Below are 14342 nucleotides of genomic sequence, written 5' to 3' on the forward strand. Positions count from 1 at the left end.
GAAAAATGACCAGTCCTGGTCATTTTTCGTCTCAATATCAATTAAAAATGAGGGTGTTTTTTACAACAGAGTAACCATGTCAAATACTCAAAAAACAACATTAAGTGTCGAAAAAATCGGTGGCACTTCAATGAGTGATTACCAAGCCGTTCGGGATAACATTATTCTTTATCCTGAAAATTTCTATAATCGAATTTTTGTTGTCTCAGCTTATGGTGGGATTACAGATGACTTGTTAGAACACAAGAAAACAGATCAGCCAGGAGTGTATGGTTTGTTTGCGAATGACGATGTAGATGATGATTGGCGTATTGCATTGGATCAGTTGAGCTTGAAGCTGAATAAGATCAATGCCAATTTGTTTGCTGATGATGAGCTGCGTCTCAAAGCCAATGACTTTATTGATGAGCGCATTGCAGAAACCAAACAGCTGCTGAATCATTTACAAGACTTGTGTCGTCATGGACATTTTTCGTTAGAAAGCCACTTATTAACGGTAAGAGAGTTACTGGCGAGTTTAGGGGAAGCGCATAGTGCGTGGAACTTAGCGCATCTGTTACAAACAGAAGGCGTGAACGCCCGTTTTGTTGATTTAACCGGTTGGCAGGCAGATGAAGCATTGCCTTTGGATGCGATGATTGAAACGCATTTAGGGGAAATCGACTTTACGAAAGAGTTGCCGATTGTTACAGGGTATACGCATTGTCGTGAAAACTTGATGTATACGTTTGACCGTGGCTATAGTGAAATGACTTTCAGTCGCATCGCGGTGTTATGCCAAGCTTCGGAAGCCGTGATTCATAAAGAATATCACTTGAGCAGTGCCGATCCTCGCTTGGTGGGTGAAGAAAATGTTGTGCCGATTGGTAAAACCAATTATGACATTGCCGATCAATTAGCGAACTTAGGTATGGAAGCCGTTCATCCAAGAGCTGCTCAAGGGTTAAGGCAAGCACAGATTCCATTGAGAATTAAAAATACGTTTGATCCTGGACATCACGGAACAATTTTTACTGAAGATTATGTCAGTGAGTACCCACAGGTTGAGATTATCGCCGGGATGCAACACCTGATTGCTTTAGAGGTCTTTGACCAAGAAATGATGGGGCAGCAAGGGACTTATGAAAAAGTCATCATCGATGCGACCAATCGATTGAAGTGTCAAGTGATTACCAAAGACTTTAATGCGAATACCATCACAATTTACTTGAAAGCCTCCCTGAAAAAAGTAAAACGTTTGGCAGAACAGTTGAAGCAAGGGTTGCCAACCGCAACGATTAATACCAGTAAAGTGGCGTTAGCGTCTGCGATGGGAAGTGATATGCGTATTAAAGGTTTATTGGCAAAAGCGGTTCAAACGTTGTTTGACCAAGGCATCAATGTGGAAGCAATTCATCAGAATACACGTCAGGTTGAAATGCAATTCTTTGTCAATGAAACCGACTATGAAAAAGCAGTCAAAGCGCTTCATTCGAATCTGATTGAAGTTCATAATCATGGGAAAGCTATATGCGAGCATTGATTGTCATTGCTTTATTGAGTGTTTTTATCGCACCGGTTTCGGCTGCTGAAAGACACACGAAGGAAACGCAGGATGTAAATCAGTTGAAAGAACCGATGTACAACCCTTTTATTGAGCGTTATGTCATGGATGAGTTAAAGCAATTGCGTGTTGATATGAATGACTTGGAAGTGACCTTGACTAAAGAGGTTGTTAACCGTGAGTTATCGGCGACGTCTCGAGCGGTCGGTTATGCAACTGATACGGTGACTTACTTTTTCTATTTAATTGCCGGGATCTCCTCCGTTCTGTTATTAGTAGGGTGGAACTCTATCCGTGAAATTAAAGATAAGGTGCTGAATCTGGCTGATACCAAAGTCAGTAAAGTGATTAAAGAGTATGAAGCGCGTCTTGAAAAACTGGAAGACGAGTTGAATCGAAAATCACGTGGTATTACCAGTGCGCAAAAACGATTGTCGCAACATCAAGATATTCACAGCTTGTGGTTAAAAGCAGGTCAAGAACAAATTCTGAGCAATCGTATGGCGATTTATGATCAGATTTTGGAGTTGGACCCTGATAATACAGAAGCGATGACCTATAAAGCTGATATTGCAATTGAAATGGATGAACCTCAATGGGCGATTAACTTATGTAATCAAGCCTTGAGAATTGATCCTGAAAATAAACATGCCTTTTATCAATTGGCCGGAGCTTATGCCATGATGGAGAAGCACGGTGAAGCCATTGAATATCTGCAAAAAGCATTGCAAGATTCTGAAGGCTATAAAGAACAGGTTCAAAATGACCCTGTCTTTAGAACCATGAGAGAAGACGCTGAGTTTAAAAAACTGATTGAGGAAGGGGATACCGCTACCTCTTCAACTTAAATTCTGCGTTTTAATGTATTGTGGGGTGCAATGTTTCTCCCTGCGATACATTTTTTTACTTCCTGTTAACCCTTCCTTAAACTTCCATTTTTAATACACATTATTTCCTTTCTTTGTCTGTATAAATATTCGTTATTAGACAAAGCTAAATTCAGCATGCTATGCTTTCGAAAATTTTACGGATGTGCCGAAAGCACTGTTACGTAGAGCTTATTGTGATTTTCAACTTTAATAAAAAGATACTTCTCTAATGAAAAAATGGGCATTGATTTTAGGTTTATTGGGTTCACTGTTTTTTAGTGTAAATACAATGGCCGCAGACTTTTTTGATGAAACTTTTGGTAATCTTCAAGAAGAATTAGAAACGGCAAGGGACGAAGGGAAACAAGGTATTTTTATTTTCTTTCATATGGAAGAATGCCCTTTCTGTGACCGTATGAAAAAAACCATTTTGAACCAGCCCGAAGTGATCGCATTCTACAAAAAACATTTTTTAACCTATCAAATTGACATTGAAGGAGCCAATCAAATGGTTGACTTCGATGGTACCGAGGCGACAGCACAAACGATTTCAGAAAAGAAATACCGTGTGCGTGCCACACCCGTGATGATGATTTTTGATTTGAATGGTCAACCGATTGTGCGCTATACCGGTCCAACTCGCACGCAAAAGGAATTCATGTTGTTAGGGCAGTTTGTTTTGGATGGCAGCTATAAAACAACCTCCTTCACTCGCTATAAAAGAGCTCATAAATAGGCGTTATTGATGTTTCAACCTACGGTTTATAAAGTCACGCTCCTGAGCTTAATTACCATTACCCTGTCGCCACTGACAAGCATTGCTTCCGATTCAACTGGCGAGGTGCAAGCCAACAAGCAAATTACCCAACCCATGATGGCGAGGCCTGAAAAACAAGCTCCAGTTTATGACTTGCCAGAACCTCTTACGCTAAAAAGTGTTTTAGCGCTACCAGAATCGGTCAGTCCACAAGTTGTTGCTTCCCAAGCAAGGCAAGCACAAGCTCAAGCAGAATATGACCTGCAGGATGCAACGGATGCGGTGGAGTTAAATGCTTTAGGTCGTATCGGGTGGAGAGAATATGCTGATCACATTGAAGACAATCATTTATTGGCGCTTCATGTTGGTAAGAAATTATATGATTTTGGTCAAACACAGGCGTTGATTGATGCTCAAGAGAAAGTATCAGCAGCTCAAACCGAGCTGTATGAAGATCAAGTCCTTCAATTTAAAATTCAATTGATGCAGTCATTTTTTAATGTGATTTTAGCCGACTTTCAATACCGTATTGAAAATGAGGCGATGGCCGTGGCTTATGTTGCATTGGATAAAGCCAAAGATCGTTATGAGTTGAACCGAATCTCAGATGTGGATTATTTAAAGTTACAGGCGGATTATGAAAAGATTTTGGTTAAACGGTCCCGTGCGGAGTATGAGCAGCGCCGAACGCGCGCCGCTTTAGCCAATTTGATCGGGCAGCCGCACCGACTTCCCGATAAGTTGTTATTCCCACGTTTAGAATCCGTTGAAAAGCGAACATTACAAGAGTTGGAAGCGTACCAAGAACAAGCCTTGGCCAGCAACTATGAATTGAAAAGCTTATTATTGAAGCAACAGGCTGCGCAGTATCGTTTGGAAGGCGAATCCGCTACAGATAAACCGACTTTCAGGGTCGATGCTTGGGGTGGCAAGCTGTCAACATATGAATACCAAAGAGAGGGGCGTTGGCGTTTTGATTTATCAATGGATTATCCACTGTATGACGGTGGTGTTCGGTCAGCCAAAATGAGTCGGGCAAGAGCTGGCGTTCAAGAAATTGAAGCTCAAATCACCGCTTTAGAGCAACGCTTACGCGACCAAGTGGCAGATTTATATTTCAAATTAAAGCTCTCCGATGCAGAAAAGAAGCAGAATAAAGTATTTGGCGACTACGCCGACTTGTATTTGGATTATAGTCGCGCACTTTATGAAAATGAATCGACTACCGATTTAGGAGATTCAATGGTGCGGCTATCAGAAGCGAACTTCCAAGTGATTTCACAACAATTTAAACAAGCCCTGTATTGGGCGCAACTGGATTATTTGACGGGAACGTCCATCCAGTTATCAGCCACCCCTTAACTGGATGAAGGAGTAGAAACAGATGAAAAAAGCGATATGGTCATTGAGCGGAACGATTGTCTTGATGGCAATGATGACACCCGTTTTTGCTAAAACCATTCAAATTGGTGCTTTGGTGGCCGGTCAGGTTGAAAAGGTTTATGTTCAAGCCGGTCAACAGGTTAAACCGGGACAGTTGTTAGTTAAAATTGACGATACTCGTTATCAGGCAAAGATGAAAGTCTTGCAAGCCAGTGTTGAAATGACGCGTTTAAAATTGGCAGATGCGAAAATTGAATTGGATCAAGCGTTAGATTTATATGATAGAACGGTTTCGGCCAAGCGAGAGTTGGATGCGGCTCAGCTTGCTTATGATGTCGCGCAACAATTGCACTTAAAAGCCCAAGCAGAACTTGAAATGAGCCAGGCCTGGTCAAAATATTATGTGATAAAAGCCCCGGTGGCAGGCAAAATTAAAACGATTGATGCGCCAAAAGGGGCGACCGTTTATAAAGAAAATACCCCAGTCATTCAGATTGAAGCACCTTAAAGGAAGAGGTTTTTAAATTTGTTCGTTTCCAAATCCAAAAAAACTTCCTTCAATCGCTTTTTGCTTTTCTAGTGCACTTAATCCTTTTATTGAGCGCACAACCAACCAAACAATCCACCATAAAATAATAAATCCGCCAATGACAATAGGCATTAACAGCAAACCCGCTACAAAGTAAGCCAGCCCATACCAAAAGGTTTGAATTTGATAGTGGTAATGCGCTGTTAACCATGCCGGCGCATCTTTATCAGGGCGCTTGGTATAGGCGATAACAACTCCTATAATTGCCGTAACACCCGCCACTAAACTGCACAAATACAGTATATAAGTGACTTTTGCCATCGTTGTGTCAGGTGTTATGGTTTGTGACATGAGACCCCCTTATAAAGTCATCAGTTTCTTGCGCAAAAGATTTAGTTTGATGGTGATCCATCCATAAATGGATAATCAGTATAACCTTCTGTGCTGCCGCCGTAAAAAGTATCAGGGTTGGGTGTATTCAGTTCTGCTCCCTGTTTAAAGCGCGCCACTAAGTCAGGGTTGGCAATAAATGCGCGCCCGAATGCGATGGCATCGGCCAAGCCCTTGGCGAGTGTCTGTTCTGCTTTTTCTGCATCATAGTTACCGCAGAAAATTAACGCCCCTTTAAACTGATCTCGCAATGCAGAACGAAACGCATCTGTTAACGGTGCGCCGCCCGCCCAGTCGGGTTCAGCAATATGTAGATACGCAATTCCGCGTTTGGTAAACTCTTTGGCTAAATATAATGTCATTTCTTCTGACGTTTCATCATTCATATCATGTGCTACGAAGTTAGGGGATAAACGCACGCCGACTTTCTCCTTCCCTACCTCTTTGATTACCGCATCCAATACCTCCAAAACCAAACGGGCGCGGTTTTGAATACTGCCGCCATATTCATCGGTTCGATGGTTAGTGTTGGTCGCCAAAAATTGATGCAGTAAATAGCCATTAGCTGAATGAACCTCAAAAAAATCAAACCCGGCTTTTGCACCACGAATTGTTGCTTGACGATATTGTTCAACAATACCCGGTAACTCATCCGTATCTAATGCTCTAGGCATGGCACAAGGCATCATTTTTAAAGAGCCGCCTTCTACAGGGGCACTACATTGACTGTTTTCTGCCTGGATGGCAGAGGGAGCGACTGGCGCTCTTCCACCATCTTGAAGTTCGGTATTTGAAATCCGCCCAACATGCCATAGTTGCAATGACATATGACCCCCTTTAGCGTGAACACTATCCACAACTTTTTTCCAGCCTGCTTCTTGGGCATCGGTATAGATACCAGGGGTATACGCATAGCCTTGTCCTTGTTGAGAAACTGGCGTGGCTTCGGTGACAATTAGCCCAGCAGTTGCACGCTGTGTGTAATATTTTACATTCAAGTCACCGGGTACGTTACCTGGCTGTTGAGCGCGACTTCTGGTTAAAGGCGCCATGAAGATACGATTAGGTAACTCTGTGTGTCCTATTGTGAGAGGGGATAGCAGATGTTTCATGGTGCACTCCGGAGTGTTATTAAAAAGTTAATCTCATTATGAGGAACAAAGTGAGTCAATACAACCTAAACAAAATGACGGCATAATGAATGAATCGCATGGTAGGGTTGCTATTCATTACAGGCTATATTTTTGTTTTTTCTAAAATTATTTCAAGACAATTAAAAGAACTGAAGCCTAATCGAGAAATGAAGTCACCTTGCCTCATGAATAGAGCCGCCTCTAAAGGAAGGAAAGTTACAATTTTTTTGAAAAAAGGGTTGTCAGAGCGAAAAAATTCTCTATAATACGCCTCATCAAGTTAACGCTTGAACGAAAATTCCCGATTAGTTCAGTTGGTAGAACACCGGACTGTTAATCCGTATGTCGCTGGTTCGAGTCCAGCATCGGGAGCCACATTATAAAGCCAGATATTTCAACCACTTAGGTGAGCTTGAAGTCTGGCTTTTTTCGTTTCTAGAATAGCGGAGTGTATTAAATCTGTTCTAGAGATTTTTAATATGATTCAGTTAATATTTTATTCCAATAATAATTGCCTTTAATTAGACTTCTTACTCGTCATTTTCTTGCATGATAGCAATCTGATTACGCCCGTTGTTCTTAGCTTGATAGAGTGCTTTATCAGCAAGGTGCCAAAATTCCTCTAGAGTTCCTATTGCTGGAGCGATTCCTATGCTAGCAGTAATTGAAAATTGAACATCGGTATTGGGTACTTGAATCGTTAAGTTTTGAATATTTTTGAGGATTGTATTTGCAATTTTGTTAGCTTCTTCTAAGTTCGTGTCTACTAGAAGTATGCCGAACTCTTCGCCACCAAGTCTCGCGACGATATCATGTTTACGTCTGTTTTTTGAAATGGTTTTGGCAAAACTGATTAAAGTGACATCGCCAGCGGGGTGTCCATAGGTGTCGTTAATGTGTTTGAAGTTATCGATATCAAGCATTAAAAAAATACAGGGTGAGTTGTGTCTCTTAGCTTGGCTCAGAACAATAGACGCTTCTTCAAACAAGCCGTGTCGGTTTTTTATTTGAGTCAGTTGGTCAATGATGGCAAGCTCCTCGAGCATTTGGTTGCTTTTCTTTAGATCGAGAGAAAGTTTTCTAAACTTAAAAATAATAAGGCATGCAATAAGGAGTAAGATGGCACTGGCAACAGAAATTGCAGCAACCAAAGTGTAATCTGTTTTTTTATTGTCTTTAAAGAGAAATCCATCTAGATTTCCGTCAGCCGTTGTCATGTTTAAATCACGATAGCTTTTAGCAATAAATTTCCAACGGCCTGGGTTCATATGTCCAATTTGTACCAGTTCAGGCATAATCAATTTTTTTAAAGTTTGCGCTTCAAACCGAAGATGGTTAAGTGTTTTATTCGGTGCATATTTTTGATGGATTAGTTGGACGGTTTCTTCTATATGCTTCAGTGCATATTCCCAGCCCTGTAATGTGGCTTCCTTAAAGTTTTTGACTAAAGTGGGGTTCTTTTTAACCATTTTTTCACTTGTAATTAGAACGTCACTATAGAAGTTGATACCATAATCTTTTGGATTGATTATGTTGTATTCAATTCCTCGTTGTTTAAGAAAATAGGGTTCATTGGAGATATAGCCATCATAAGCATCCGCCTTGCCGTCAATAAGGTCTTCAATTCGGTAACTGGTATCTTGGATGTTAAGTCGGTTTTTAGGTATGCCTTCATACGCCAACATCGTCAGTAATTCGGCACTTTCTGGTGGAGGCATAATAAGTAATTTACGGTCGGCCATATCTTGTGGCGTTCTGATTTGTGATGATTTCAAAGTAATCCAGACGATGGGTGATGTTTGCATGATAGCAGCCAGCGCAACGACTGGCTTGCCTTCCATTCTATCAATGATGACTCCTGAGCCGGTGATGGCGAAATCCACTTTTTCATTTAAGACGTCATCAATGGGTTTTAAGGCATCAGGGCCACCAGGAATCAACTCGACATTCAACCCTTTTTCCTTGTAATAGCCTTTTTCTAAGGCAATATAGTAGCCAGCAAATTGAAATTGATGTAACCAGCGCAGTTGGACTTTTACGGTTTCTGAAGCAGAAATAGACGGACTTATTGTTATAAAAGCGAGAACAAGTAAGAAGGGGATTAATAAACGAGGATGTATAAGACTGGTTTTCATATTTATAGTTTTTTATATAACTTCTTCAAATATTAGCATAATTACTAGGGATTGAAAAAATAATATACATGGCTTGGAATTGGGTGTTATAGAGAGGGAAGAGTCTTTTTTTGAACTCTAATAAGAGTTGCTAGTTTGCTTGATACATACGAAGGCATAAAAAAACCTGCCGAAGCAGGTTAAAAAGGGGAACTATCATTTAATTAACCCACCTGTTGCATCAAGTGAGTTAATTTGGCTAGGTTAGTAGCCTAGGGGTTTATTCCATTGGAGAATTCACGATTTCGTAGAATTCTTCTTCTGAAATATATTGTGGTTCATAAACCAAATTATTTTCTTCAAATAAACGCCAGAATGAACGCAAATGGTTTCGTGAGCCTTTCATTAGGTTTTCGTAAACCTCGACAATGTCAGGGTTATTTTCTACTTTGCTGATTTTTTCAGCAATATCACGAATGTCTAGTTCTTCAATCTGAATTCCCACTCGAAGCGCTTCTTCATAGCTTTCTGATCCCGCGTCTGTTAGGGCGACATAAAGCTCTGTAAAGTGGTAATCCGTAAAGATCCCAATTGAATCATCTAATACTGGATCTGGCAGTGCGTATTTATCCAGTAACGATTTAATCGTTTCTGTATGCGTTTGCTCAGACTTGGCAATATTTTCGAAAATATTCACTTCCCAGCGATCATAAAGGGTTAGATAAACATCTCGAGCCAGCTTTTCTTCTTCTCTCATGTAAAGCAAGCCTGCTTCTTCATCACTTGATATTTGCCCAATGTATGTATCTGTGGCATGCGATTGAGTTGTTAAAGCGGTTAAAAAACTGGTTAGTAATAAACTTAAAAGTGCATTTTTCATAACTTGTTACCTCGTTTTTTGCTCTTTCGGGTGTCATCATATCAAGGTTTTCAAATAAATGTAAATATTTTACATATAAAGTTTTCTATCGCTAAGTATAAAATTTTGTGATGTACTGATAAAGTACGATTATATAGGGTTGCTCATAGGGTGCGCTTTTAATTACAGTCAGAAAAAAGTTGGATGTCAGTTGTAGTGGTCGCTAAAAGGGGGTGTTTTTTTGGATTTTTTCAAGGGATTGGCTTTAAATTTTGAAGAATTCGTGTATCATTCAACGCGGTAACTTGTTCGTCCCCTCGCGACGATAGGTTGGGAACCCCGCCAGGTCCGGAAGGAAGCAACGGTACCTTCTGATTCGTGCGCCGAGGTAAGGCGGGCAGGTTACCTCTATTTTCTCCTCTGAAATTTATCTTTTTCGTTAAATATTTATTTGTATTTTCTTTCCAATTATTTAGTTGTTCTGGGTTTTATAACGCCTTACTTCGTGTATGATTGATACGGGTGGCTCTGTTCGTCCCCTCGCGACGATAGGTTGGGAACCCCGCCAGGTCCGGAAGGAAGCAACGGTACCTTCTGATTCGTGCGCCGAGATCAGGCGGGCAGGGTCACCTCTTCTATTTACCCGTGCAAAACGGTTCAAAATTCTTTATCTAATTAAACTCGCATTCCTTCTTTTTCACGTTAAAATAGACTTATTTCAAATCTTAAGAACTTAACTTGTGACTGATACTGTTTTAGCCCGTAAGTGGCGACCGAAAAACTTTTCTGAATTAGTCGGACAAACTCACGTGATGCAGGCGCTTTCTAATGCGCTGGATCAGCAAAGATTGCATCATGCCTATTTGTTCACTGGTACACGAGGGGTTGGAAAGACGACGATTGCTCGTATTTTTTCTAAAGCGTTGAATTGTGAGCAAGGCATTACATCCAAACCTTGTGGTGTTTGTTCCACGTGCCGGTCTATCGATGAAGGGCGTTTTGTTGATTTGATTGAAGTGGACGCGGCCTCTAAAACCAAAGTCGAGGATACACGCGAGTTATTGGAAAATGTCCAGTATGCTCCTGTTCAAGGGCGTTACAAAGTTTACCTGATCGATGAAGTTCACATGTTATCCAAGAGCAGTTTCAATGCTTTGTTGAAAACGCTGGAAGAGCCACCGGAACATGTCAAGTTCTTGTTGGCGACAACGGATCCTCACAAATTACCCATCACCGTTCTTTCTCGTTGCTTGCAGTTCAACTTAATGCGATTAACACTGCCGCAGATTCAGCAGCACTTAGCTTATATTTTGCAACAAGAACAAGTCCCTTTTGAAGAAACAGCATTGGCCATGATTGCCAAAAGCGCTGATGGGTCTGCCAGGGATTCTTTAAGTATTTTGGATCAAGCGATTGCTTACGGTGGTGGAAAGGTTCAATACGATGCTGTTCAAGCTATGTTGGGGCTGGTAGATCAACAATTTACCTTAAATATTCTATCTGCATTAGCTAATGAGTCGGCAGATGAGTTAAAAGAAGTGATCCAACAATTAGCCTTGATGGGGGTGGATTACACAGCATTGAATGCACAATTGATTGAAGCCTTGCATCAGATGAGTCTGTTGCAGGTATTGGGTGATTTGACTGAAAGCAGTTTAATTGAGGTCGAAATGCTACAACAGTTGAGTCAACAATTGTCGCCAGAGCGTATTCAGGTGTTATATCAAATTGCGTTGCTGGCTAAACAAGATATGGCACTGGCTCCGGATATTCGTATCGGCTTTGAGATGTCTCTTTTGAGAATGCTGGCTTTTAAACCGGTTTTTACTGAAACGGTGTCTTCTATGGCGCATGAAAAGCCAGAAGAGGGGATGAATCGTCCAGAGAGTGTAACAACAACCAGGCCTGGTCAAAATGAGTCTGTGGTCCCGCCTGTGCAGCAAGGCGCAACAGAGCAAATTCGTTCAGATATTGAAACGCCTCAACATATAGAAACTCCTTCTGTATCTACGCCTGAGCCTCAAATGACCGCTCCTTCGCCTGTCGCTTCTCAACCTTCTGAAGAAATGGATCATTTAGCGGATTTAAAAGCGAGGTTAGATTCGACGCTGGGAAAGTCTGAAGCGCCAATCAAGCATCGTGAGAGTCACGATGCGAAGGTGCCTGAGTCTGTCGTAGTCAATCGCCAGCCATTGGATCAATCAACACCCGTTGCTACAGAAAACCGGCAAGAAGCTATAGAGCCGAATCTGGAGGCGGTTACGCATCATGTATCTTCCAGTAGTCCAATGCAAAAAACGGTAGAAGAATCACCGACCCCTCCTGTATTTGAGCAGCCTGGAATCGAAAGCGTTTCTTTGAATGCACAAGAAAATTTTGTATCGGAAACGCCTTTTGAGACCGCCGAGACAGCCGTATCAAGTGAGATGGATGCTGGTGTGGTGTCAGTAACGGATTGGATTGCGTTGATTGCTGACCTACAATTAGAGGGCATGGCCGCTGAGCTGGCAAGGCAGTCGGTTTTAATTAAGCGAGATACTCAGAGTCTCTCGTTAAGCGTTGATCCGGAGCAGGCGCATGCAAAAACAGAACTAGCCCTTCAGCGATTGGAAGAACAAGTGAAAGCACAGTTAGGTGTGCGGGTGATTTTTGTGAACTACCCGGAAGATCATTGGACGCCGGCTAAGCATTTCGCTGCTGAAGCAAAGGCAAAGCAAGGGAATGCTGCAGAAAGCATTCAGAATGACACCATTGTGCAGAATTTAATACAAACATTGAATTTGAAAGTGATTGAATCTTCGATTCAACCGATTACTAAATCATAAAGGAGAAGCCATGTTAGGTGGAAAAGGTGGTTTGGGCAACTTGATGAAGCAAGCCCAGGAAATGCAAAAAAATATGCAGGCAGCACAGGACGAAATCGCCAAGATGGAAATTCCAGGCGAAGCAGGTGGTGGCATGGTAAAAGTTGTTATGACGGGAAAGCATGAGCTTGTTAAAGTCGAGATTGATGACAGCTTGATGGATGACAAGGAAATGTTGGAAGATTTGTTTGCGGCTGCTGTGAACAGTGCCGCACGTCGTGTTGAAGAAACTACACAAGAAAAAATGGGTGGTCTAACGGGTGGAATCGATTTGCCGCCAGGTATGAAGATGCCATTTTAAAGGTGTTAACGAGTTTTTTACATGCAAAGCCCTGTTATTAATGAATTAATCGATGCATTTAAGTTGTTGCCTACCATTGGGCCAAAGTCGGCTCAACGTTTGGCTTATTTCTTATTGCAAAACCACCAGCAAGATGGTCATCGTCTGGCATCTGCCATAGAAGCCGCACTGGAAAAAGTGGGGTACTGTCAACAGTGCCGAAACTTGTCTGAAGCCGAAGTATGCGGAGTCTGTGCATCAAAATCCAGACAGGCGGATCAGCTGTGCATCGTTGAAATGCCAACGGATGTGGTGGCGATTGAACAGTCAGGTATCTACAGAGGTCAGTATTTTGTATTGATGGGACATTTATCACCGATTGATGGCGTTGGTCCCGATGAACTTGGGCTGCCTATCTTACGGGATAGATTGGCTCAAGGTGAAATACAAGAATTGATTTTAGCCACGAATCCGACAGTGGAAGGTGAGGCGACCGCGCATTATATTCAGCAGATGGCGATAGAGTTCAATATCTCTGTAACCCGCTTGGCTCAAGGGATTCCTTTAGGGGGTGAGTTAGAGTACATCGATAGTGGGACTTTAGGTCAGGCATTTGCTGGTCGTAAAGCGGTGTAGGAAGCTGTTTAAGCTTATGCGCTCGATTAAACCAACTCGAGTGAGCGCATAAGATTAAACGGTCTTAAGAAAATTTAAGCCTTGGCCATTAAATATTCAAGCAATGCTTTTTGAGCATGAAGACGGTTTTCTGCTTCATCCCAAACCACACTGTCTTTCGCATCCATCACTTCAGCAGACACTTCTTCACCTCGGTGTGCCGGTAAACAATGCATAAATAAAGCATCTGGATTGGCCTGGTTCATCAAGGCTGTGTTGACTTGATAGTCTTTGAATGCTTTTTCACGCTTTTTCTGTTCTTCTTCTTGTCCCATGCTGGCCCAAACATCGGTTACGATTAGGTCAACATTTTCTGCGGCATCCATTGGGTTGCGTACTATTTCAACATGTGCCCGGTTCGCCTCAACAATGCTCGGGTTTGGATCATAGTCTTCAGGCGCAGAAATACGCAATTTAAAGCCATATTGTTTAGCCGCATTGATATATGAGTGACACATATTGTTGCCATCGCCAACCCATAAGACAGTTTTACCTTCAATTGAACCGCGATGTTCATAATAGGTTTGCATGTCGGCAAGCAATTGACAAGGATGGTAATCATCGGTCAAAGCGTTAATCACAGGGACTTGAGAATGCTCAGCCATTTTTTCAACGACTTCATGTCCAAAAGTACGGATCATGATCCCGTCAGCCATGCTGGAGATGACTTTTGCAGTGTCTTCAATCGGTTCCCCTCGTCCTAGCTGTGTGTCACGAGGAGATAAGAATAGAGCGTGTCCGCCAAGTTGGCTCATTCCAATTTCAAATGAAATGCGTGTTCGCGTCGAAGATTTTTCAAAAATCATCGCAAGGGTTTTGTTTTTCAGCGGTTCAAAGATCTCGCCTGACTTTTGAATCTTTTTAAGTTCAATGGCACGCAGCATCAATTGTTTTAGCTCAGCTGGTGAAAAGTCTTGTAGGGTTAAAAAGTGTTTAATGCTCATTG

General features: G+C 41.8%; 13 protein-coding genes, 1 tRNA gene and 2 other RNA genes. 11 read left to right on the forward strand and 5 right to left on the reverse strand.

Annotated features, from left to right (window positions below; translation table 11 throughout):
* The first annotated feature begins 76 nt into the window (after positions 1 to 76).
* The 5 genes from GHNINEIG_RS02720 to GHNINEIG_RS02740 all read left to right on the forward strand — a co-directional run bounded on the left by GHNINEIG_RS02720 (position 77) and on the right by GHNINEIG_RS02740 (position 5060).
* Complete coding sequence (locus GHNINEIG_RS02720; protein WP_135795227.1) at positions 77 to 1522, forward strand: aspartate kinase; 1446 nt, start codon at positions 77 to 79, stop codon at positions 1520 to 1522.
* Positions 1510 to 2391, forward strand: a complete 882-nt coding sequence (locus GHNINEIG_RS02725; protein ID WP_189636912.1) for a tetratricopeptide repeat protein — start codon at positions 1510 to 1512, stop codon at positions 2389 to 2391. Before GHNINEIG_RS02720 ends, GHNINEIG_RS02725 begins: the two co-directional genes overlap by 13 nt.
* Positions 2392 to 2701: 310 nt before the next feature.
* A complete protein-coding gene (locus GHNINEIG_RS02730) occupies positions 2702 to 3148 on the forward strand; it encodes a thioredoxin family protein (protein WP_223260921.1) in 447 nt (148 codons plus the stop codon).
* 9 nt (positions 3149 to 3157) lie between these two features.
* On the forward strand, positions 3158 to 4531 hold the full coding sequence (locus GHNINEIG_RS02735; RefSeq protein WP_135795229.1) for a TolC family protein: 1374 nt from the start codon (positions 3158 to 3160) through the stop codon (positions 4529 to 4531).
* A gap of 22 nt (positions 4532 to 4553) precedes the next feature.
* Positions 4554 to 5060: an efflux RND transporter periplasmic adaptor subunit gene (locus tag GHNINEIG_RS02740; RefSeq protein WP_135795230.1), complete on the forward strand. Its 507-nt coding sequence runs from the start codon at positions 4554 to 4556 to the stop codon at positions 5058 to 5060.
* A gap of 12 nt (positions 5061 to 5072) precedes the next feature.
* Here GHNINEIG_RS02740 and GHNINEIG_RS02745 read toward each other — a convergent pair whose 3' ends face one another.
* Together GHNINEIG_RS02745 and GHNINEIG_RS02750 are read right to left on the reverse strand one after the other, a co-directional pair.
* Positions 5073 to 5432 (reverse strand): DUF4870 family protein, encoded by a 360-nt coding sequence (locus tag GHNINEIG_RS02745; RefSeq protein ID WP_135795231.1) that lies wholly within the window; start codon positions 5430 to 5432, stop codon positions 5073 to 5075.
* 41 nt (positions 5433 to 5473) lie between these two features.
* Positions 5474 to 6583, reverse strand: coding sequence for an alkene reductase (locus tag GHNINEIG_RS02750; protein WP_135795232.1), 1110 nt, complete (start codon positions 6581 to 6583; stop codon positions 5474 to 5476).
* A 320-nt stretch (positions 6584 to 6903) separates the two neighbouring features.
* Between GHNINEIG_RS02750 and GHNINEIG_RS02755 the strand changes: the two genes are divergently transcribed.
* A tRNA-Asn gene (locus GHNINEIG_RS02755) sits at positions 6904 to 6979 on the forward strand.
* 155 nt (positions 6980 to 7134) lie between these two features.
* Here the strand turns inward: GHNINEIG_RS02755 and GHNINEIG_RS02760 are convergent.
* Together GHNINEIG_RS02760 and GHNINEIG_RS02765 are read right to left on the reverse strand one after the other, a co-directional pair.
* Positions 7135 to 8739: a GGDEF domain-containing protein gene (locus tag GHNINEIG_RS02760; RefSeq protein ID WP_135795233.1), complete on the reverse strand. Its 1605-nt coding sequence runs from the start codon at positions 8737 to 8739 to the stop codon at positions 7135 to 7137.
* 259 nt (positions 8740 to 8998) lie between these two features.
* Positions 8999 to 9598 carry a DUF2202 domain-containing protein gene (locus GHNINEIG_RS02765; protein WP_135795234.1) on the reverse strand — a complete coding sequence of 200 codons (600 nt, stop codon included), beginning with the start codon at positions 9596 to 9598 and terminating at the stop codon, positions 8999 to 9001.
* Between the two features lie 285 nt (positions 9599 to 9883).
* Between GHNINEIG_RS02765 and ffs (GHNINEIG_RS02770) the strand changes: the two genes are divergently transcribed.
* From ffs (GHNINEIG_RS02770) to recR, 5 genes are all read left to right on the forward strand, one after another.
* Positions 9884 to 9980, forward strand: an RNA gene (gene ffs / locus GHNINEIG_RS02770) — signal recognition particle sRNA small type.
* Positions 9981 to 10106: 126 nt separating this feature from the next.
* Positions 10107 to 10203, forward strand: an RNA gene (gene ffs, locus GHNINEIG_RS02775) — signal recognition particle sRNA small type.
* Between the two features lie 114 nt (positions 10204 to 10317).
* Positions 10318 to 12402: a DNA polymerase III subunit gamma/tau gene (dnaX, locus tag GHNINEIG_RS02780; RefSeq protein WP_135795235.1), complete on the forward strand. Its 2085-nt coding sequence runs from the start codon at positions 10318 to 10320 to the stop codon at positions 12400 to 12402.
* A 10-nt stretch (positions 12403 to 12412) separates the two neighbouring features.
* Positions 12413 to 12742, forward strand: a complete 330-nt coding sequence (locus GHNINEIG_RS02785; RefSeq protein ID WP_135795236.1) for a YbaB/EbfC family nucleoid-associated protein — start codon at positions 12413 to 12415, stop codon at positions 12740 to 12742.
* A 21-nt stretch (positions 12743 to 12763) separates the two neighbouring features.
* The gene (gene recR, locus GHNINEIG_RS02790) at positions 12764 to 13357 is read left to right on the forward strand and encodes a recombination mediator RecR (RefSeq protein WP_135795237.1); all 594 of its coding nucleotides are present in this window, start codon (positions 12764 to 12766) and stop codon (positions 13355 to 13357) included.
* Between the two features lie 74 nt (positions 13358 to 13431).
* Here the strand turns inward: recR and argF are convergent, their stop codons facing one another.
* Positions 13432 to 14340 carry an ornithine carbamoyltransferase gene (gene argF / locus GHNINEIG_RS02795; protein ID WP_135795238.1) on the reverse strand — a complete coding sequence of 303 codons (909 nt, stop codon included), beginning with the start codon at positions 14338 to 14340 and terminating at the stop codon, positions 13432 to 13434.
* Positions 14341 to 14342 lie beyond the last annotated feature (2 nt).

Source organism: Hydrogenovibrio crunogenus (genome assembly GCF_004786015.1).
GTDB classification, from domain to species: Bacteria; Pseudomonadota; Gammaproteobacteria; order Thiomicrospirales; family Thiomicrospiraceae; genus Hydrogenovibrio; species Hydrogenovibrio crunogenus.